This window comes from Halioxenophilus aromaticivorans, from assembly GCF_042850945.1.
In the GTDB taxonomy this organism is placed as follows: domain Bacteria; phylum Pseudomonadota; class Gammaproteobacteria; order Pseudomonadales; family Cellvibrionaceae; genus Halioxenophilus; species Halioxenophilus aromaticivorans.
In genome coordinates this window covers 3,630,616-3,650,799 of sequence record NZ_AP031496.1, presented here as the reverse complement: position 1 = coordinate 3,650,799, position 20,184 = coordinate 3,630,616, and the positions used below count along the sequence as shown (strand labels likewise).

The following is a 20,184-nucleotide window of genomic DNA, read 5'->3' as shown; positions in this document are numbered from 1 at the left end:
AGATGCGATGCACCTAGCCGCCCCGAAAATATAAGGTGATAAATGAGCAGCTCCTCTCACCCCAAAGTACTGGGTCTAAAGTATGAGTTTTGGCCCGCATTCAAACTGTTAAGCCAGAATTAGAGTTGTTGATCATTTACCACTTCTGGTGACAGCGTTGTCAATTTTGAGCGCTGTCGCAAAGCCGATGTTTAAAAAAGCGTAGTTGATTAGGCTACTTTTTCCATGAGCTAGGCACAAATAAAACCATTTACAACAGCACTTGAGGGATTCTGTCTAGCTGGCTAAACCGGCGGGCAGGTTAGAGAAGTCGGGAGGCGATATGTAAAAAATAAGTAAAACAAAAAGCAAAATACTAATAAATATAGGTTTACAAACTGGTTAATAAATAAACTGGAGCTAGCAAATGCAAAAATCAGCATTTAATAAAAAACCATTAGCTACCTGTGTCACACTGGCATTTCTTTCTGGAACTGGATTAGCTTTCGCACAAGAATCAGACCAAGATGCAGCAATGATGCTGGAAGAGGTTGTTGTTACGGGCGTACGGGGCAGCTTGACTCGTGCCATGGACATCAAACGAGATTCTAGCGGTGTTGTTGACGCAATCTCTGCCGAAGACATGGGTAAATTCCCCGACACGAACTTAGCGGAATCTTTGCAGCGTATTACGGGTGTTTCCATCAACCGAGTAAACGGTGAAGGTTCTGAGGTTACTGTACGTGGCTTTGGCGGCGGCTTTAACCTTGTAACGCTGAACGGCCGTCAGATGCCTGCCGCAAACGTAACCACTATTACGGGTAACTCTGACGACGCTGCCAGCCAAGGTACTTCACGTTCTTTCGATTTCTCATCCCTAGCCTCTGAAGGTGTTGCCGGTCTGCAAGTGTACAAAACCGGTAAAGCGTCTGTTCCCACCGGCGGCGTTGGTGCCACCATCAATGTTCAAACCATCAAGCCTCTTGAAGCCGGCAACAAAGGTTCTATCGGTATTAAAGGTGTCATGGATGAGTCTGGTGAAGACTGCGTCACGCCTGAATTAAGCGGATTGTACAGCTGGGCCAACGACGAAGGCACCTTCGGTGTTTCTGTGTTTGGTTCATACCAAGAGCGTAGCTCTGGCTCACGCGGTGTTAACGTATCCGGTTACAGCTTTTTCGACTACAGCGATGATTTGAGCTTCTTGCAAGGTGCTGAAGTAGTTAATGCGCCGGAAGAAGGCCAGCTGATGGCCCTTCCTTACAACGTCGGTGTTAACAACGCAGATATTAACCGCGAACGTACCAACGGTATGTTAACGCTGCAATTTGCACCGTCTGACAAACTAACCTTAACCGCAGATGCTCTGTACACCACCAACACTTTGGAATCTAAAAACCTGGTGCCAGGCATTTGGTTCTCACGTGCATTTAGCTTTGTAGAGTTTGACGGCAGCGATGTGGTTGCCACGCCTCTGCGCTTGGTTGAGCAAATTGCTGAGCCCGACGGCCGTGGTAAAGATTTGTTCTACGCCAGCTGGGATGACGCCACCAAAGATGAATTGCAATCTTTCGGCTTTAACGCAGAATTCCACGCCAGCGATTCACTTGTACTGCGTTTTGATGCGGCTACTTCAACGGCAAAAGCGGGCGGCGACGGCAAAAACGGTGCTAACAGCTGGCGTGCCAACGTAGCAGCTGCGGGTGCCGGTTGGCAGGCAGCAGATTACAGCGGTAGCGTGCCTCAGGTTAGTGTGGGTGTGGTAGAAAACACTGGCCCTGCCGGTGGTAACGGCAACGGCGTTTTAGATGCCGCTGATATCGCTACCCAAACCCTGCGTTCTATCTACTCCGAGCAAGAAACCGACATCAACCAGTTCCAGTTCGATGGTACATGGGATGAAGGTGAAGGTGTTCGCGTAGACTTTGGTATCGGTTATGTAGAGTCTGAGATGCAACAAACTCACTCAGAAACTCAAGATTTCTTGGGTGGCTGGGGTGTGGGCTATCGCGATATTCCGGATCCAAGTTTGCTTAACCAAGAAAACGTCACCAGTGAATTTGATGATTTCAGCTTAAACGGTTACCCAGGTGCCGCTGACATCATTCCTGATGGCTATTACCTAACCGTACTGGGCCGTGAAGCCTTCCGCGTTGATCCGTATGCCTTTGGTCAAGCGCTGGATTCTTCTTTCGATTCCTATGACTTCAACAACTTGAACCAAGCAGCGTTTAACGACAACACCGTTGAGGAAGAGATTTTCTCAATGTACGTGGGCGCTACCTTCGACGGTGAAATCGCCGGTATGACCACCCAAACTTCTGTTGGCGTGCGTTATGAGAAAACCGACGTTAAATCGTCTGCCCGCCAAAACACCGTGCAGCAGTACGCTTGGACTTCGGACAACGACTTTGTGCCGGCCTTTAGCGTTGGTTTGAACACCATCGGCCAAAGCTATAGCTACGACAATATCCTGCCGAACATCGATTTCTCGGTGGATATTTCCGAGCAATGGAAAGCGCGTGCGTCTATCAGCCAAACCCTGGCTCGCCCAGCCTACGATCGTATGTTTATGACCACCAGTCTAACCGCTCCTGCCACGTTGACTTCGCTCGGTGGTACGCCAACTGCTTCGCGCGGCACTGCTCAACTTGATCCGTTGGAATCTACCAACTTTGACCTGTCAGTAGAGTACTACTACAACGATTCAAGCTACGCATCGATTGGTTACTACCGCAAAACAGTTAATAACTTCGTGGGCACTGAAACCGTTGAAGAAGAACTGTTCGATTTGCAGGATCCTACCTCGGGTGCAGCAGGGACTTTATCTGGTGCGGCGCAAGATGCGTTGATTGCCGGTGGCTACACGGTAAACGAGCAAAATATGTTTACCATGGCGGCTATCTTGGATAACCCTGCAGACTTCCCAGGTGGAGCGGCAGATTACGTTGATCCGTCTCAACCAGGTGGTGCCCAGCAGGCATTGGATATCATTGGCTTGTACGATATCTTGCCAGGTGCAACAGATCCTAACTTCCTGTTCTCTGTATCTCAGCCGGTTAACACCGAAACCGCTATTATTGATGGTTTCGAGTTGGCGTGGCAGCACTTCTTCGGTGAAAGTGGCTTTGGTTTCCAAGCCAACGCAACTTTGGTTGACGGTGATGTAGGTTACAACTTAGCCGCAGCTCCTACCGTAAACCAGTTCGCATTGGAAGGTCTGTCGGATTCTGCCAACGCCGTGTTGATCTACGAGAAGGGCGGTTGGTCTGCTCGTATCGCTTACAACTGGCGTGATGCGTTCTTGGCGTCAACCACCTATGCTGGTTTAGCAGGTTTGCCAAACTTCGTAGATGAGTACGACCAAATCGACTTTAATGTTAGTTACTCTTTCAACGACAACTTCACTGTTGCGTTGGATGGCATCAACATTACTGGCGAAGGTCAGACCCTGTACAGCCGTACCAAGCGTATGCAGTGGTGGAATGCTGAGGCAGACCCACGCTACGTATTGTCCGCTCGTTACAGCTTCTAAGTGAAGCTCTGCTTTGCCCCCTGGTGCTATGCACCGGGGGGTAATTTTGGCAAACTATCCCCTTCCTATACTTCACTCACCTTGAGCGCATACAGCTCCTTCATTGACGCTGGTTTTTATGACAAAAAAAATACTCAATAACGTAGACCATAAAGATTTGAAAATCGACCTTAGAGCTACCCAAGCCTTTGGTGATCACGTCAATCGCACTTTGATATTTAGCAGTGAGTTTTCTGAGCTGCACAAAGAATTCCCGATTCTTATCCACCGTGATGAGAACACCCAAGAGTTACACGCCCATGCTATTTTGGGCTTTGAAAAAGACGAAAATCTGTTTCTAGAAAACGAAGCTTGGCAGAGCACCCATATCCCTGCGACCTTGGCGCGCGGCCCATTTTCCATTGGCTTGCAGAAATCCGATCAGCAGCAAGGCCAGGCCGAGGACGTTGTCATCATGTTGGATGAGGCCGATCCACGTTGTGGCGGAGACGGCGAAAGTGTTTTTCTAGAGCAGGGCGGCGAAAGCCCGTATTTGGAATATGTTAAAAAAGTGCTGCAGGTGATTGATGCCGGCATCAGCCTGGATAAAGTCCTGTTTGCACTGCTGCAGGAATTTAAATTGTTGGAAGAAGTGGCCATTACCATCAATTTAACCGAAGACAGCCAAATTGAATTCAAAAACTACTTCACCATCGACCAAGAAGCCTTGGCTAGACTGGGCGGTGATGTTTTGGCCAAATTAAACCAAGCCGGCGTGTTAGGCTTGGCGTATTTTATGGTGTCCTCACTGGCCAACTTTACCCAATTGATTGACAAGAAAAACATGAAAACCATGGCCGGCCTTTAAGTTTAGACAATGGTAAGGTGAGAAAATGGCGCAAGCGGCGCGTGAGCTACACGGTGTAGATCCGAATGATATTCCCTACCAGCAATTATTTGACGCTAACGAGCCAGTCATTTTAAAAGGCGTGGTAGGCCATTGGCCCATGGTTCAAGCTGGCTTGGCTTCTACTCGCAGTGGAATGGACTTTTTGTTGCAAAATTACAACGGAAAGCCCGCCACAGTGTATGTGGGGGAGCCAGAAATTGAAGCTCGATTTGCCTACAATGAGCAGTGTACCGGGTTTAATTTCCGCGCCGAAACTGTCACTCTAAACGATGTTTTTAGCCGTATTGCTAATGGTATGGGTACTCAATCGCATCCGTACTACTACATCAATTCGCTACTGTTAAACGAGGCCTTTCCAAGCATCGATAGCAGTAATAGCTTGGCTTTTAACCACCCTGAATTTGCCAGCAGCAAACAAATTGCAAAGGTTTGGATTGGCACTCAATCCCGAGCTTCTGCGCACTACGATATCCCCAAAAACATTGCCTGTTGTGTGATGGGCCGCAGGCGTTTTACCTTGTTCCCGCCCAGCCAAGTCAGTAACTTATACCCAGGGCCGCTGTCACCCACGCCCGGCGGGCAGGTGATTACCATGGTGGATTTAAAGGCACCGGATTACGACAAGTTTCCTCGTTTTAAACAAGCCGAACAACATGCCGTTATTGCAGACATGGAACCCGGTGACGCACTGTATTACCCCAGTATGTGGTGGCATGAGGTTGAAGCCAAAGATGCGTTTAACGTAATGGTGAATTATTGGTGGATCAACGCGCCGCGTTACATGGGTAACCCCCTGGATGTATTAATGCACGCCATGTTGGAATTGCGCGGCCGCTCAGATGCCGAGAAAGCCGCCTGGCGAGAGTTATTTGATTACTATATTTTTGGCGATGAGGCCCAGGTAACTGAACATCTGCCAGAGGCCTGCCAAGGCCTATTAGCTGAGTTAGACGACAACACCGCGCGCCGGCTACGGGCGCAATTACAGCGCAGTTTAAACCGCTAAAAGACTCGGAGTAATTGGTGCAACAAAACAAAACCAAAGTCATCATCGCCGGAGGCGGTACCGCAGGTTGGTTAACCGCCTACGCCTTGGCTAAGCGCCTGGGCAGTTTGTTGGATATCACCCTGGTGGAATCGGATCAGATTGGCACCGTGGGTGTCGGCGAGGCGACCATTCCTACCATGCGCTCTTTCCACCAATTGATGGAAATAGACGAGCGCGAGTTTATGCGAGCCACCCAGGCAACCTTTAAGCTGGGTATCGAATTTAATAACTGGGGTGGGGTAGGGGAGTCCTATGTGCACTCCTTTGGCGCTATCGGTCAAACCACCTGGCTCACCGAGTTTCACCAGTATTGGCTGGCGGCCAATGCTCAGGGTTTTGGCGGCTCGCTTGAGGATTATTGCCTGGAGTTAAAAGCTGCAAAGGCCAGTAAATTCGCGCTTAAGGCCGGTAAAACGCCAGTTAACTACGCGTTTCACTTAGATGCCACCGCCTACGCACAATTTCTGAGGCAAAAAAGCGAAGCCATAGGTGTTAACCGGGTAGAAGGTAAAATCGTTGAAACAAAACTAAACCCGTCTACGGGTGATATTCAGTCTCTACAGCTTGATAAAAACCGTGAGCTTAACGCTGACTTTTTTATCGATTGCACCGGCTTTAGATCGCTGCTGTTGGGCGAGGCTTTAAATGTAGAGTACGAAAATTGGAGCCATTGGCTGGCCTCGGACAGCGCGCAAGCCGTGCAAACCAAAAGTACCGAGCCGCCAATACCTTACACGAAAGCCACCGCCCACTCAGCTGGCTGGCAATGGAAAATACCGCTGCAACACCGTACCGGCAATGGCATTGTTTACAGTAGCCAGTTTTGTGATGACGCCGCCGCCCAAAAAACACTGACCGAACATTTATCCGGCGACACGCTTACCCAACCTCGTGTTATTAAATTCACAACCGGGATGCGAGACATTGCCTGGAAGAAAAACTGCGTCGCTATTGGGTTGGCCAATGGCTTTTTAGAGCCACTCGAATCAACCAGTATCCATCTTATTACCACCGCGTTAATTCGGTTGATGCGTTTGTTTCCTTTCGCTGGTAATAGCGCGCCGTTGGCGGATAGATTTAATCGGGAGACACGGTTTGAATGGGAGGCGGTGCGAGATTTTATTATTTTGCATTACAAGCAAACCCGGCGCGATGACAGCGATTTTTGGAATTACTATCGCACCATGGCGATACCCGAAAGCCTAGCCCACCGCTTAGAATTATTTAAAGAGCAGGGCTATGTTTGGCCGGATGCGGTTAATTTATTTAGGGTGGACTCTTGGATACAAGTAATGATGGGGCAGGGCTTGTTCCCTGAAAGCCGTCATGGCGCCGGGCATATTTTACCGCCCCAAGCGTTGCAGGCTCAGCTAGAAAAGTTAAAAGCATTTGTGGCCAATAACCTTGCGCAAATGCCATCGCACAGCGAATTTATCGCACAGTATTGTGCGGCAACCGAGCAGTCGTAAAATTACAAAAAAGGGATTAGACCATGAAGAGTTTACGCTCATTCGGAGCAGTAGCCGTGTCAGCGGCATTATGTGGAAGTATTCTTATGGGGTGTCAAAAAGAGCCAAGTACTCAGCCCTCACAGGAGCAAAGCAGTGACGCCATGCCGGTGGCACCAGCAGTGGATGAAGCCACGGTCGTCAACACCAGCAGCGGTACTGTACGCGGTGTTGTGGAAGGCGACGTTTTGGCGTTTAAAGGCATTCCCTATGCCCAGCCGCCGGTGGGTGATCTACGCTGGCGTGCGCCACAGCCAATCAGTTGGCAGGGGGAAAAATCCGCAGCGCAATACGGCAACGACTGCATGCAAGAGCCATTTCCCAGTGATGCTGCGCCCCTGGGTACCACGCCGGCAGAAGACTGTTTGGTGCTAAACGTGTGGAAGCAAGCAGACAGCAACGACGCCAGTTTGCCCGTGGTAGTATGGATTCATGGTGGTGGTTGGGTGAATGGAGGCTCTTCGCCTGAAGTTTACGATGGTAGCCCGTTTGCGCGCAAAGGCGTTGTGTTTGCCAGTATCAATTATCGCTTGGGGCGGTTTGGCTTTTTTGCTCACCCAGCCCTAACGGCAGCTGCTGAAGGGCCATTGGCGAATTACGGGCAAATGGATCAGGTTGCCGCGCTAAAGTGGATTAAAGACAACGCAGCAGCCTTTGGTGGAGACCCCAATGCCATCACAATTATGGGTGAATCCGCCGGTGGCTTTTCCGTATTCAACCTTATGCTCATTAAAGAGTCTCAAGGGTTGTTCCAGCAGGCCATTATTATGTCTGGTGGCGGCCGTGGATCCAATCGCGGCACCCGCATGCTAAGCGAAGATCAAGGCGATCAGATCTCAGCGGAAAAGGTGGGGCTGAATTTTGCCGAGGCTAACGGTATCGAGGGGACAGGCCCAGAAGCCTTGGCTTCATTGCGCGCGTTAAGTGCCGAGGACGTAACCGATGGCCTTAGCATGACGTATTTGTTCGCCCCCCCACAGGGCCCGATTACCTACGGTGGTGGCCCAATCCGGGACAACAATATCATTACCGATGCTACTGGTGCGCGCATTGCCCGTGGCGAGGCCGCTAAGGTGCCGGTATTAATCGGTACTACCAGTGCGGATATCGGTTTTGGCGTGGGTGACAGCAAAGAAGAGCTGTTTGCCTGGTTTGGCGATTACGCCGACGAAGCGCGTAAAGCCTACGACCCCGAAGGTGACGCGCCCTTGCCCGTGCTCAAAATGATGGTAGGAGCCGATCAGTTTATGACCGAGCCGGCCCATTATGCCGCTCGTGAATTCACGCGCTTTGGTCAGCCGGTATGGCTTTACCGGTTCTCGTATGTTGCGGAAAGTATGCTGGGCGAATGGCAAACGGGTGCCCCACACGCCACGGAAATTCCTTACTTTTTGGATACCGTTACCGCCAAATACGGCGATGATTTAACACCAAAGGATGCACAGGCGGCGGATTTAGCCATCAATGCATTTACCAACTTCATTAAAACTGGTAATCCAAATGACGCGGGTTCTGAGGCTTGGCCGACTTATCAGGGTGCCAATGGGCCATTGATGGACTTTACTAGCGAAGCCACTGCCGAAGTTAAGGACGACCCTTGGCAGGAGCGCTTATCTATAATTACTAAAGTTGAAAATGAGAAATCCGCTGACAACCAATAGGTCACATTAGCCACCAGTTGCTCATCGAGTCGCTGTTGAGTTGCCCAAACTAAAAACGCCTTGCTCAAGTTTTCATTGAGCAAGGCGTTTTTTTGTGGCGGTGGCTGAAGGCGCTGTTAGATTTCTAGCTTATCTTCGACACCTTGCAAAATTCGGCGAGCCAACGCTAAATTACCTTTGGCCGAATCCAACACAAAGTACAAAAATAGGCCGTCCAGTTTTTTAGTGGGGCGAATTAGGTGGAATTGATCGGTAAGAGTAATCAGGATGTCGTCGATGGTCGCATCCAAGCCGAGCATATCCATGGTTTTCATTTTGGCGCGAACCACTTCGGTGTTGCCGCCGGCGGCTAGGTCAAGATCTACGCCGCTGCCTGTGCCACCCAATAGCATACCGCTGTTGTAATCTACTACAGCTGCCGCTTTGGCGCCGTCGGTTTTCATTAATTCTGCCAATGTTTCGTTGATGTTGGACATGTTAAATTCCTCGTATACTGGTCTTATTTAGATAGAAGTTTCTTGAATTCTAGTTGATGGTTTTTAAAATTCCATAAGGCCATGCCGTGCTGGATGCCCTTACAAAAAATGCCGAGTAAAACGTAGTCTTGCGCCTCCGCTGTGATCAAGCCACTGATGATTAATCCGTCCTCAGTTTCAACGATGCCGCCGACGGTGCCGGTTTTCTCGCAGCTCTCTGCCAACGTTAGGCTTAGCCCAGAAAGAGACGCTGCCATGGCGGATAGCCGATTACTTTCAAACTGCTTATTTGTGTAATTTGAAAATACCACCCGTCGGCCATCGGAGGTTGCCAGTAATAAGCTTTCTAGCATTTCACGATTGCCGGGTGCATTTGTTAGGTAGGCTTTTATTGCCTCCTTTTGCTCTGCTGAGAGTTTCAATGCATGTCTCCGTATAATTCGCTATCCAATTCGGCATTGATCGCCAAAGCTTCTAGTAATAAATAAACATCATCTTTATTGCGCGGGTCGGTGAAGAAAAACGGCAGGGCTAAATCGATTTTCTCGCACAGTTGAATCACGCTATCAGCAACGCCATCTTCATCGGCGGCTCTGTTTAACGCCAGTACCAGTGATCCGGTGTCTGCTAGGTCGCGGAATGAATCAACGTAATATAAAAGGCTTTCTTGCCAGTCATCGCGGCTGCAATCCAACAGGAGTGCGCCACCCAACGCGCCATTGGCGACGATTGGCCATATAAAATCGAAGTGCTTTTGGCCAGGCACGCCGTACAGCGTTAGCTTGCGATCGGAATCCAGTGTTAGCTCACCGTAATCCATGGCTACGGTAGTAAAGGCCTTGTCCACCGAGGCTCTGTCGCTATTTTTGGCCTCGGTAGAGATGGGGTCAAAATCGCTGATTGTGCGAATGGCAGTGGTCTTACCTGCGCCCATGGGGCCTACAAAGATAACTTTAATGGCCATAGTTAAATACTGTTCTGATTTTATTGCGCAACCAACCCAAGGACTCTTTATCTTTTACCACGTGCCGTGGCTGGTTGGCTGGAGGATGTTTAACTTGCTGCTGCAAAATCGTGATACCACAGGCTCGGCAGCAATGTAGAAAACTTACAACTTCCTCTTCCGAGGTTTTGCACAGCCGAGCGATTTGAGAAATGGGTAAAAACTGCCGAGTCACCAGTGTCGCCAATTTAAAATTCAGCGGCGTGGGATCCCACTCGGTTACCCTGGGCCAGGAGGCCAGCTTTATACTTTGCCCTTGGCTCAAATCTTTGATTTTTCTCAGCCCCTGCAGTTTGGCAAGGTGCCAAGCGACAGTGCGATAAGACGCGGTAAATTCCCAGGTGCAGTCGGCCGGCACGGATTTGGCGTGCTTTAATGAAAACTGCTCGCCGGGTTCAGAGGCTAAATTCTTAATAAAGGTTGCCAGGCTACGTTGTTTGGTAGACAGCTTCTTGTCTTTTGTGTTGAAACCCACAAGGCCAAATTTACAGGGGATAACAAACTGGCTGTGCCGGCTGTTGGTTATCAGGTTGTTTATGCTGTCAATCACCGAGGTTTCTGACGGCGTTAATTGCTCTAGCAAAGAGATCAGCTGCATCATCCTTACAGGCGACTCTAAAAAGGGCAGCGATTGGTCTATAGGTTGTTTGCCTACATACACCTGAATGGTATGGGTGGCGACTTGGGTGGGCTTTTTAACCAACACGATGTCACCGTCCTTGCCTTCTCCGTCGTATTGCCAGCTTTTGTGCATGCGAGTGCTGATGGTACGAATTTGCTTCGCTAAAATTTCCCTTTCAAGGCTTTCGAAACCGTAGCTTTTGATGGATTGCATCTGAGTGACCCGGAGCTCGTCGCATACTAATGACATAAACTGATGATTCGTCCCTGGTGTAAGGGGCTATGTTGTTATCTTTGAGCCGGGAGACAGCACCTATTTTTGCCTCGGATTCCTTTGGGCCCACAACAAACTCTAGCTCAAACACTCTGAATTTCTAGGTTTCCCTCCTAAAGACGGAGGCGACATGTGTATTTTTATTGTTTGGCAAATATGTTTTCAGATTTTTAATTAATGTGAAATTTTGTGCCAACGTTCAGTTGTAAATGTATTCATTGGTTATAGAACACCTCTTGGCTTTCGCCAGCTGTTATGGGGTAGCCAAAGCCATTTGGGGTTATTTTGACGACGAAGGGTGAGTTCCAGGCGAAAGCTTTGTCATCAATTACTTTAAAAGGGAAGGATTCTGTACGGTAATAGGTGTGATTGTGTGACAATTTGGTAACTTTGGTGTCTATAAATTCGTTTGTATTAAATAGACGACCAATAAATTGGAGAGTGGGATCTATGTGCGATGAAACAACGGCCAATGCCTATGAGAGCTACGAGAAGGCTGGCGGCAGTATCAATAGACGAGATTTTACTAAATTAGCTGCTGCTGGAGGTCTCGCCATGGCGTTTCCACAGTTCGCTGATGCCCAGGGTGTGAACCAACGAGCCGTGTCTATTAAAACGCCAGAGGGCGATATGGATGCTCTTCTAGCATACCCCAAGGGGGGCGCTGCGCCAGGGGTATTGATGTGGCCAGATATCAAAGGGTTGCGGCCTGCGTTTGAGTCTATGGCTGTGCGCTTGGCCAGCCAGGGTTACGCGGTGGTTGTGGTCAACCCGTTTTACCGAGACCTAGAGGGCCTAGCCTTACCAAAGGGTGTTAGTTTTCCATCAGCGGAGGCCTTCTCTATTCTGCGGCCCATGCGAGCCAAGCTGACGCCGGCGGCTGTGGCTATGGACACGCAAGCAGTGTTCGACTTTATGGATCAGCAGCCTGAGGTGAGCACTGCTAAGCCAAGAGCGGTGCTGGGGTATTGCATGAGCGGCACTTTTACCATGCAAGCGGCAGTGATGTACCCAGATAAGGTTGCGGCGGTGGCATCCTTCCATGGTGGTGGATTGGCGACCAACGAGCCAGACAGCCCGCATCTATCCGTGTCTAAGTCTAAGGCGGTAGCTTTACATGCCATCGCTGAAGACGATGATAAGAAATCTCCCGAGATGAAACCCTTATTGGTTGAGGCCTATGGCGATGCTGGATTGGATGCCACCATCAAGGTCTACGAGGGCACTTCCCACGGCTGGTGCCCGCCAGATTCGAAAGTATACAACGAGGCACAGGCCGAGGCGGCTTGGGCTGAGCTAACCGATCTGTTGTCGGGTGCCTTAAAGCCCGCATGACTCATCGGCTAACGGGTCTGCGACGACATCTTTGCTGACAATCAAGTGCAGACCTCATTGGGCGGGGTAGAAGTCGTCGTGGACGTATGAACGATAGCAGGTTATAAAGCTAGTGGGTTATAAAGATATCGGGGGATAATTCTATCCCCCGTCGGTGCGCACTCAAAATCTCTCGTAGTTCTTTCTTTAGTAGCTCTCAGATAATCGAGAGTTAGTGGGCCGCTGAGCTCATTTGCTCTTGCATCATGATCACACCGCAGGCCACCCGGCTGCCAGCCGCGCCAGAGGGCTGGCTCTCGTAGTCGTCAGCGCCCTCGTGGATTACTATGGCTGTGCCATCGTCATCCAGCAATGAGGTTTGACCCGTGGCAACGTCGGTATCGCCCAGCGTTACCGCTGCGTTAAATGTTTCTATTTCAATAGCTTTTTTGCTCATCACATGGATGTTGCTCATGTCGCCGGGGTGTGGGCCCTCACTGCTTCTGTAACCGTGGCTGTGTTGGCCAGATAAGTGACCGCCCGCGGACTTGAACCCGGTCGCAACATCACAGCTGCCAGTTTCGTGAATGTGGAAAGCGTGTTCTCCTTTGCTGATCCCTTCTAATTCGCCTGTGATTAGGACGCCATTAGCCGTTTCAGTTAGGGTGAGCGTACCTATTGCTTTGCCCTTGGTATCAATCATTGGAACTTCCAGTTCCGCCGCTTTAGTCTCATGGTGCTCAGCGTAGCTGCAGAAGGAAACGCCAATCAGTACGAGGGTCGCTGTTGTACGTTTTGCGAAAGCTGCTTTTTTAAAATTCATGGGGTTCGTTTTCCTGATTCGTGAATGTGGTTGACTGCCTAAATTACCAGCTCGACGTGACAATTTTCGCAGTGGGCTTAAGCGCCTGGGTGATCTCTTTGGCCTGCTGGCGATTGTTTGCGTGGGCGACGACAGACCAGCGGCCAGCACTTGCTGCGTGCTTTACGTTGTAGGCAACTGGGTCGTGGTCTGGACGCAGGCTGAGCGCTCCTGCGAGCATCAGGCTGGCCAACGTACACACCAGAGTCATTGCAATAACTGTAAACAAGGGAGAGGCTTGGGTGGCCGTAGGGCCGAACATAATTAAAAGCAATGACGCTATAAAACCAAATACAAAACCGAACGCGCCCATGTTGATGTGTGAGAACCAAAGCGTTTTTTTAATGGCTCTAGATTCCGGCTCCAGTTTTCTATCCGTACCATTGTCGTTGGGTGTGACTAAATCAACTTTATCGCGACTGATTAACCCTTCTTTTACAAGGGTATCTACCGCGATTTTGCTGTGGGCTTCGTCTTCAAAGGTTGCCGCCACTAAGTTATCCGACTTTTCTTTGATTAAACGACTCATGTAAGTTCTCCTGGTCATTTGAATTTGCTTGAATAAATTACAAAATCCACCCAAGATATGAGCGATTTTCTGAATCTATAGACGTATACGCAAAATCGACACCAACTCTATTATGAAGCTAGCCGCACAGCGATAGTGTTGCCTGCTTCTCAAAAAATATTGGAGACAACTATGGATAGTAATGCGGTTTGCTGGTTTGAAATTTATGTGGATGATATGGAGCGCGCTAAGGCGTTTTACGAGCAGGTTCTGGAGGTTGAGCTTACCCGCTTGGACGTGCCAGGTGAGGGGGGCGACTGCCCGCAACCGGAGATGTGGGCTTTCCCAATGGGGCAGCGTCCGGGCGCCAGCGGTGCACTCTGCAAAATGAAGGGGGTGAGTGCTGGCGGCAACAGCACGTTAGTTTACTTCGATACCGAAGACTGCTCTAAGCCAGGCGCCAAAGTGGAGGCGGCCGGAGGTAAATTGCAAGTGCCAAAAATGTCTATCGGTGATCATGGCCATATCTGTGTGGCAGAAGATACCGAAGGCAATATGATTGGGTTTCATTCCCTTTCATAGTTCTTACTGTCTGTCTTTTAGTTAATTGCTTTGCATGGTTTTTGATTGTAAGAATGTGACTGGTGTCTATAGGTTTGACTAAATATCTAGGTTTGACTGAATATCTAGCTTTGGCAAAATAGCTAGGTTTGACTACATATTCAGTTTTGACTGTGAAGATGTACGGCTTAATAAATCACAGTTAGCAGGCGATACCATGCAAAGCCGCGAAAGTTCCCTCCGTTAATTCCAACCTTGGGCCAATGGCCAGCTGTCTGTGCCGGCGTTACTATGAGCTTAAATAATGCCCAATAAACTGCTCAATAAAGTGCGCCTGTGAAAATTGTCCTGCTAACCAGTCTCTCCCTAATCGCTTTTGCCGGTAACTCTATACTGTGCCGATTGGCCTTGGGCGGCGAAGCCATCGATGCAGGCACGTTCACGATTGTACGGTTGATTTCAGGCATCGCCGTTTTACTGCTGATTCACCGACTGCTCACAACAGACAACCAGCCCAAATCCAGTGGTAGTTGGAAATCCGCTGTAATGTTGTTTGTGTACGCCCTGGGGTTTTCCTATGCCTATGTGCAAATGGATACGGGGACAGGCGCGTTGATTTTATTCGCTGCGGTGCAACTAACGATGATTACCGTTAGCTTGCTGCAGGGTAACCGGCTGACCAGGCTAGAAGCGTTGGGAGCCATCATCGCATTTATCGGCTTTGTCTATCTTATGCTGCCAGGCGTAACAGCCCCGCCCATGGGCAGCTTTTTTATGATGCTTGCTGCCGGTATTGCCTGGGGTTTATATACCCTAGCAGGCAAAGGCTCAACCAACCCTATTCAAGATACTACGTTTAATTTTGTAAGAACTTTACCGTTGGTCTTGGTTTTGCTCTTAGTCACCTTTTCATACAGCCAGCTCTCCACAAAGGGATTTATTTTAGCAGTGGTTTCCGGCGGTTTGGCTTCGGGGGTAGGGTACGCAGTCTGGTATGTTGCCCTGACAGGGTTAAGCGCAATTCAAGCCGCGGTGTTGCAATTGTTAGTACCCTTGCTAGCAGCCCTGGGTGGTGTTTTATTCGCCGATGAAATAATCACCAGCCGTTTGGCTGTGGCGACAGGATTGATTTTGGGCGGGATTGGCGTAGTTATTGGGGGTAGAGCCAAACACGGCTAAGCTTTTGGAATGACGTTTGAATCGGGAAGCCTGAATTCGTTCAGCCACCGGATCATTTGAGTTTTGCTTGTTGTTCGCGCCGTTGTAGAGTGAATTGGCACCTGATATTTCCGCGGTAAAACTACCTATCGTAAATATTTAAAATCTGGCACCACAATCTTTTAATTTAGAGGTTTTAGAACACGCCCAGCCTTTTATTTTGTATATTTTGTCTAAGCTTAATGTTTTGGGCAACTCTGCACTGGGGCATACATGAAGATTCAGACGCGCTTGGTCATATTGGGTACCATGCTGACTTTTGTGCCAACGCTTGTGGCGAGCATTGTGGTCAGTTGGGTTTCCATCAATAACGCGTCTCAGACTTTAACCGCAGATGCTGAAAACAAACTCACGGCGGTGCGCGACACAACTGCCGCGAGCATTGAAAACTATTTTAACAGTATTGAACAGCAGGTTATCACGTATTCTTCCAACCTAATGATCATAGAGGCTATGGAGGATTTTAAAGAGGCATTTAAATCCTTCTCTCCAGAGCCAATTGGTTCAACGTCCTTAACCGAATATTACGAAAACCAATTCGACACTAAGTTTAGGCAGCTGAATTCAGGGCAAGGCAGTGATTTAGCTCGCCTGCTTACAATTCAGCCACAGGCCAAGGCTTTGCAAACCGCCTATATCAGTGACAATACAGCAGCCCTAGGCGAAAAAGACGAACTATTAGCCAGTAAAGCCGGTACTCGCTACGATCAAATACACGCCAAAGTCCATCCGGTTATTCGTCAGTATCAAAGAGCTTTCGGTTACTACGATATTTTTCTAGTGGACGCCGAGACCGGCTCCATTGTTTACTCGGTTTTTAAGGAGTTGGATTTTGCGACATCTCTAAGGACTGGGCCCTACGCTGATTCTGGTATAGGTAAAGCGTTTAAAATGGCGGTAGGTTCTGGCGAGAATCAGCGTGCATTCTTGACCGATTTTGCAGCCTACGTACCGTCCTACAATGCGCCTGCATCCTTTATTGCTTCTCCTATCTATAACGGTGACTCGCTCACTGGCGTGCTGATTTTTCAAATGCCGGTGGACGGCATAAATCAAGTAATGACGCACGACAAAAACTGGCAAAATTCCGGCTTAGGTTTGAGTGGAGAGACTTACTTAGTGGGGCAAGACTCCACCATGCGCAGTGATGGTCGTTTCCTGTTAGAAGATGCCGAGGGCTACCAAGCGCTAATGGAAACGATACGATATGATGCCTCAAAGTTGGCGTTAATGATGGCAAAAAAAACCACCATTGGCTTGCAGGCAGTAGTTACAGAGGGCACACGCGCGGCGTTGAGCGGCGAAACCGGTTTTTCAATCTTTGACGACTATAGAGGCGTGTCGGTTTTATCTGCCTATAAACCCATACAGCTTGTCAATCTCGAGTGGGTGGTTATGAGCGAGATTGACGAAGCCGAAGCCATGGCCCCCCTGTATAAACTTCGTAACTCACAGGTGTTTTTAACCATTGTCGTGTGTTCTATCGCGGCGTTAGCTGGGGCTATCTTAGGTTATATCTCAGCGGCGGTTATCATACGGCCCATAAAGGCCATGCGGCATACCGTAGAGCAGGTGGCACAAGGTGAGGGGGATCTTACCCAGCGGTTAAGCGTTAATGACAAAACAGAGATGGCTGCCCTAGCCACAGGAATAAACACGTTTATAGAAAACATCGATATCACTTTTTCTGAGTTGCTCAAATCCATTGCCCGGATGGTGCCTCTTAGCCAGGATCTGGCCGATGTGAATCGCGCCTTGTCTAACCTCACCGATACCCAGAAAAACCACGCAGAAAATTTAAATAAGTGCATTGTAGAAACCAACCAATCCACCGATACCTTGGATAATGAATTGGCCAAGATCGGTACGGCCACGGAGCACGGTACTGAAGTGGCAACCAAAGCAAATACCGCCGTGAGTGGAGTTTTATCATCAATCAACACTTTGTCTTCCGACATGGGGAGCGCGGTTACGGCACTGGACAAATTAAAATCGGATACCGACCAAATTGCGGTGGTTATAGATGTCATCAATAGCATATCGGAGCAAACCAGCTTGTTGGCACTAAACGCGGCAATAGAAGCTGCCCGAGCCGGTGAGGCCGGTAGGGGCTTTGCGGTAGTAGCCGATGAAGTTAGATCGCTAGCCTCAAAAACCCGCCAATCCACAGACGAAGTCGCCAATATGGTTAATGCGATAGTGCAGGGCACAGAGGAAGTGGTGGCGTATATCAATCGCGGTAAGGAAAGTACCGATCAATCCAATGAGCACGTCAACAGTGCATCCGAAGAATTGCGATCTGTTAACGACGCCATGACACTGATTACCGAGCGAGTAGACACCATTGCCGCTGCCATTAATGGCCAGCGACGTAACTTTGATTCGGTGCTAAGTGGCTATCAATCCATGGCGGCTAACTTTAGTGACGCTGAAGAGAGCACTCACAAGGCGGGAGTCTTAGGCCAAGATATCGATAAACTGGGGACCAAACTTTCTTCGCTAATCCAAAAGTTTAAGGTCAGCGACAGTGAAATGAATTATTCTCGTCGTAATACAGTGAGATAATTAGCCAAGGAAGTCTATATTAGCCCTAGCTCCGATGGCAAAATGCCTGTCAACCGTTTCAACGAACGGCGATAGCTGGAGTTATCATGAAAACCGAGTTTTTCTGCTATTGCGCTTTGTGTTAGTTTCTCTTTATGCATTAAATATACAGCTTGGTAAAGCCTTTCCTGATCCAGCAATTTCTGGTAACTCGTGTTGTAAAATTTCAAATGACGCTTCAAAGTGGCGCTGCTTATTTTCAGAGCTTCTGCAACTGTCTCTAGTTGCATGTATCGTTTGTCTCCGGTTTGTAATCCTGTCGCAATAACGCAGTTAACTCTGCTTATTAAAGATTGTTGTGCTGGTAGCAGGCTAAGTTGCGCCTCAGCTTGGGTTTTGCGTAAAGTGTAAGACAGGCTTTCTTCTCGCCATTGTTTAAAAAGGTATTCCTTAGGGATACGCATTGCACAGATGGCTGTGTTGAAGTACAAATTTTCTCCAATGTGTAACCAATACTGTTCTAAGTGATTGGGTGCGCGATAGTTGAAATAGATCTTCCACGGTGGATGCTGTCCAAACTGTCTTTTGCAGTAGCTTACCAAGGCTACTGTCATTATTTCGACAAGCTTGGTGTTCAGTTTGTGACTACCTGAATCATCACGCCAAAAAATAAAGCAATCCTGCTCGTCGTGAAAGAACTTAAGCGTCATTAGCGGCGACAGTAACGGTTGGAATCTCTGCAACGTTTCTAATGCGATGTAGAGGTTGGGGGAATTCAACAGCACTGCGTTGGCTGGCCCGGAATCACTGTTAAAAAAACGCTGGCCAATTAAAAAGGCTGTGTCTGGTGTGTTCGTTAGATTCGTAGCATTGCCGATTAAAGTAACAAGCTGATGAGTACTGATGACTGGGGGGGTATCGGTATTAATAATGTCGCTTAAAAAAAGCTTAGTGCTGCGTAATAAATGATGGCAGGTAGGGTCGTAGCTTTGGAATAGATCCAGCAGGTTTAACGGTATCCCTTGTGATGGAATTAAGGGTGATTGGCTGGTATACCATTGGCACATCAGGCTCTCCTCGCTAAAGGTGTCTTGGCTTTCGCAATGGCTAACTGCAATCTTGAAAGCAGCTGTTCACTGGATTCTTGGTGCGCCATGATCACAGCGCTTGTAGCGCTTATAGAAATCTTTTCGCCATGGGTGTAACTGCGATAGGCGTAATGGAAAAGGCTATTGGTGATTTCATCGGCGAAGATTTTGGCCTGGCTTTCCCCAGTGTGGGGCAAGAGGACTACGAATCTATCTCCCGCTAAGCGACATAGCAAATCTTGGTTTCGGATGTTCAATAATATGATTTGGCTCACGGCCTGAAGCACCCGGTCGCCTTCGGCGTGGCCGTAGGTCTGATTTACAGCATCGAAATTATCCAAATCCAGAGCAATGAGGGAGCTCGAATATTGACGGCTTTGCTTACGGTCAGAATCAATTTGGTCTTTTAAATATTGAGCACCGGCGAGGGGCGTTAAGTGGTCAAAGTAGCGATGCTCCCTCACGAGCCGTTCCTGTTTTTGCCGCTGTTGGCTGATGGCCAGTTGTTCGTGATGCCAATGGTACAGGCCATAAGTCAGAAGCACTAACCCTAAACTCATGGATCCAGACTCTAACCAGTGGTCCCAAGTGATAGCGTCTGGTAGCGCAATGAATTCATCCAAAGTATCCGCCCACCAAGCGACAAACATAAGTCCCAAGCCGAGTGTTAAAAGATTAGTGATGCGACCGCTAGGACGGCTTTTTAAAATCAGGTATAGCCAAACCAAGGTCAATAATCCTGCGCCCCCTTCGGCGAAAATGTCGGCTCCGGACCAAACCGACAAAGCTTTAACATCTCCGGCTGCCAAGAAGATTAAAAGCGTCGTGTTGGCGCTAAGTAGAATAAAAACAAGCTTAGTTATATGTAGACGTATAAAATTCGGCATGGATTGCAAGCTATTTGTAGAGGTTAAGGTGAACCTCAACAAACCAATGTTACCGTTTGTTTACAGTCAGGGGGGGTGAATTAGCTCAGGTCATTGATAGGATTAAGGGGAAATTACCAATTTGTGACGCGCCGGCTCCTCTGTTTTGGGTTTAGGCGCTGCAATTTAATGACTTACCTATGTATGGAGGCGGGTAAAAAAGATCATT

General features: G+C 48.8%; 17 protein-coding genes. 9 read left to right on the top strand and 8 right to left on the bottom strand.

Translation table 11 applies throughout. The annotated features are described in order from the left end of the window. The first annotated feature begins 406 nt into the window (after nucleotides 1–406). From ACGHM3_RS15740 to ACGHM3_RS15720, 5 genes are all read left to right on the top strand, one after another. Nucleotides 407–3,514, top strand: coding sequence for a TonB-dependent receptor (locus ACGHM3_RS15740; protein WP_345427870.1), 3,108 nt, complete (start codon nucleotides 407–409; stop codon nucleotides 3,512–3,514). Between the two features lie 118 nt (nucleotides 3,515–3,632). Then, a complete protein-coding gene (locus tag ACGHM3_RS15735; RefSeq protein ID WP_345427869.1) occupies nucleotides 3,633–4,361 on the top strand; it encodes a SapC family protein in 729 nt (242 codons plus the stop codon). 25 nt (nucleotides 4,362–4,386) lie between these two features. Continuing rightward, a complete protein-coding gene (locus ACGHM3_RS15730) occupies nucleotides 4,387–5,409 on the top strand; it encodes a cupin-like domain-containing protein (RefSeq protein ID WP_345427868.1) in 1,023 nt (340 codons plus the stop codon). A 14-nt stretch (nucleotides 5,410–5,423) separates the two neighbouring features. Further along, nucleotides 5,424–6,920 carry a tryptophan halogenase family protein gene (locus ACGHM3_RS15725; RefSeq protein WP_390517206.1) on the top strand — a complete coding sequence of 499 codons (1,497 nt, stop codon included), beginning with the start codon at nucleotides 5,424–5,426 and terminating at the stop codon, nucleotides 6,918–6,920. 23 nt (nucleotides 6,921–6,943) lie between these two features. Then, entirely contained in the window at nucleotides 6,944–8,620 is a 1,677-nt protein-coding gene (locus ACGHM3_RS15720; protein WP_345427866.1) for a carboxylesterase family protein, read from the top strand. Nucleotides 8,621–8,736: 116 nt separating this feature from the next. On the opposite strand, the gene ACGHM3_RS15715 is transcribed toward ACGHM3_RS15720, so the two are convergent. From ACGHM3_RS15715 to ACGHM3_RS15700, 4 genes are read right to left on the bottom strand one after another with little or no spacing between them, the layout of a single operon-like run. Continuing rightward, nucleotides 8,737–9,096 carry a hypothetical protein gene (locus ACGHM3_RS15715; protein ID WP_345427864.1) on the bottom strand — a complete coding sequence of 120 codons (360 nt, stop codon included), beginning with the start codon at nucleotides 9,094–9,096 and terminating at the stop codon, nucleotides 8,737–8,739. Between the two features lie 23 nt (nucleotides 9,097–9,119). Further along, complete coding sequence (locus tag ACGHM3_RS15710; protein ID WP_345427863.1) at nucleotides 9,120–9,518, bottom strand: hypothetical protein; 399 nt, start codon at nucleotides 9,516–9,518, stop codon at nucleotides 9,120–9,122. Continuing rightward, the gene (locus ACGHM3_RS15705) at nucleotides 9,515–10,060 is read right to left on the bottom strand and encodes a hypothetical protein (RefSeq protein ID WP_345427862.1); all 546 of its coding nucleotides are present in this window, start codon (nucleotides 10,058–10,060) and stop codon (nucleotides 9,515–9,517) included. Before ACGHM3_RS15705 ends, ACGHM3_RS15710 begins: the two co-directional genes overlap by 4 nt. Beyond that, complete coding sequence (locus tag ACGHM3_RS15700) at nucleotides 10,050–10,970, bottom strand: hypothetical protein (RefSeq protein ID WP_345427861.1); 921 nt, start codon at nucleotides 10,968–10,970, stop codon at nucleotides 10,050–10,052. Before ACGHM3_RS15700 ends, ACGHM3_RS15705 begins: the two co-directional genes overlap by 11 nt. A gap of 474 nt (nucleotides 10,971–11,444) precedes the next feature. Between ACGHM3_RS15700 and ACGHM3_RS15695 the strand changes: the two genes are divergently transcribed. Next, nucleotides 11,445–12,329 (top strand): dienelactone hydrolase family protein, encoded by an 885-nt coding sequence (locus ACGHM3_RS15695; protein WP_345427860.1) that lies wholly within the window; start codon nucleotides 11,445–11,447, stop codon nucleotides 12,327–12,329. A gap of 211 nt (nucleotides 12,330–12,540) precedes the next feature. Here the strand turns inward: ACGHM3_RS15695 and ACGHM3_RS15690 are convergent, their stop codons facing one another. Both ACGHM3_RS15690 and ACGHM3_RS15685 read right to left on the bottom strand, forming a co-directional pair. Then, nucleotides 12,541–13,131 carry a superoxide dismutase family protein gene (locus tag ACGHM3_RS15690; protein ID WP_345427859.1) on the bottom strand — a complete coding sequence of 197 codons (591 nt, stop codon included), beginning with the start codon at nucleotides 13,129–13,131 and terminating at the stop codon, nucleotides 12,541–12,543. A gap of 43 nt (nucleotides 13,132–13,174) precedes the next feature. Next, nucleotides 13,175–13,699: a hypothetical protein gene (locus ACGHM3_RS15685; RefSeq protein WP_345427858.1), complete on the bottom strand. Its 525-nt coding sequence runs from the start codon at nucleotides 13,697–13,699 to the stop codon at nucleotides 13,175–13,177. A gap of 171 nt (nucleotides 13,700–13,870) precedes the next feature. Here ACGHM3_RS15685 and ACGHM3_RS15680 point away from each other — a divergent pair, with 171 nt between their 5' ends. The 3 genes from ACGHM3_RS15680 to ACGHM3_RS15670 all read left to right on the top strand — a co-directional run bounded on the left by ACGHM3_RS15680 (nucleotide 13,871) and on the right by ACGHM3_RS15670 (nucleotide 18,022). Then, nucleotides 13,871–14,260: a VOC family protein gene (locus tag ACGHM3_RS15680; RefSeq protein ID WP_345427857.1), complete on the top strand. Its 390-nt coding sequence runs from the start codon at nucleotides 13,871–13,873 to the stop codon at nucleotides 14,258–14,260. A 315-nt stretch (nucleotides 14,261–14,575) separates the two neighbouring features. Continuing rightward, complete coding sequence (locus tag ACGHM3_RS15675) at nucleotides 14,576–15,418, top strand: DMT family transporter (RefSeq protein ID WP_345427856.1); 843 nt, start codon at nucleotides 14,576–14,578, stop codon at nucleotides 15,416–15,418. A gap of 252 nt (nucleotides 15,419–15,670) precedes the next feature. Continuing rightward, nucleotides 15,671–18,022, top strand: coding sequence for a methyl-accepting chemotaxis protein (locus tag ACGHM3_RS15670; RefSeq protein WP_345427855.1), 2,352 nt, complete (start codon nucleotides 15,671–15,673; stop codon nucleotides 18,020–18,022). Nucleotides 18,023–18,036: 14 nt separating this feature from the next. Here ACGHM3_RS15670 and ACGHM3_RS15665 read toward each other — a convergent pair whose 3' ends face one another. Beyond that, nucleotides 18,037–19,068, bottom strand: coding sequence for an AraC family transcriptional regulator ligand-binding domain-containing protein (locus ACGHM3_RS15665; protein WP_345427854.1), 1,032 nt, complete (start codon nucleotides 19,066–19,068; stop codon nucleotides 18,037–18,039). Then, entirely contained in the window at nucleotides 19,068–19,976 is a 909-nt protein-coding gene (locus ACGHM3_RS15660; RefSeq protein ID WP_345428001.1) for a GGDEF domain-containing protein, read from the bottom strand. The genes ACGHM3_RS15665 and ACGHM3_RS15660 overlap by 1 nt, the downstream gene beginning before the upstream one ends. Between the last annotated feature and the right edge of the window lie 208 nt (nucleotides 19,977–20,184).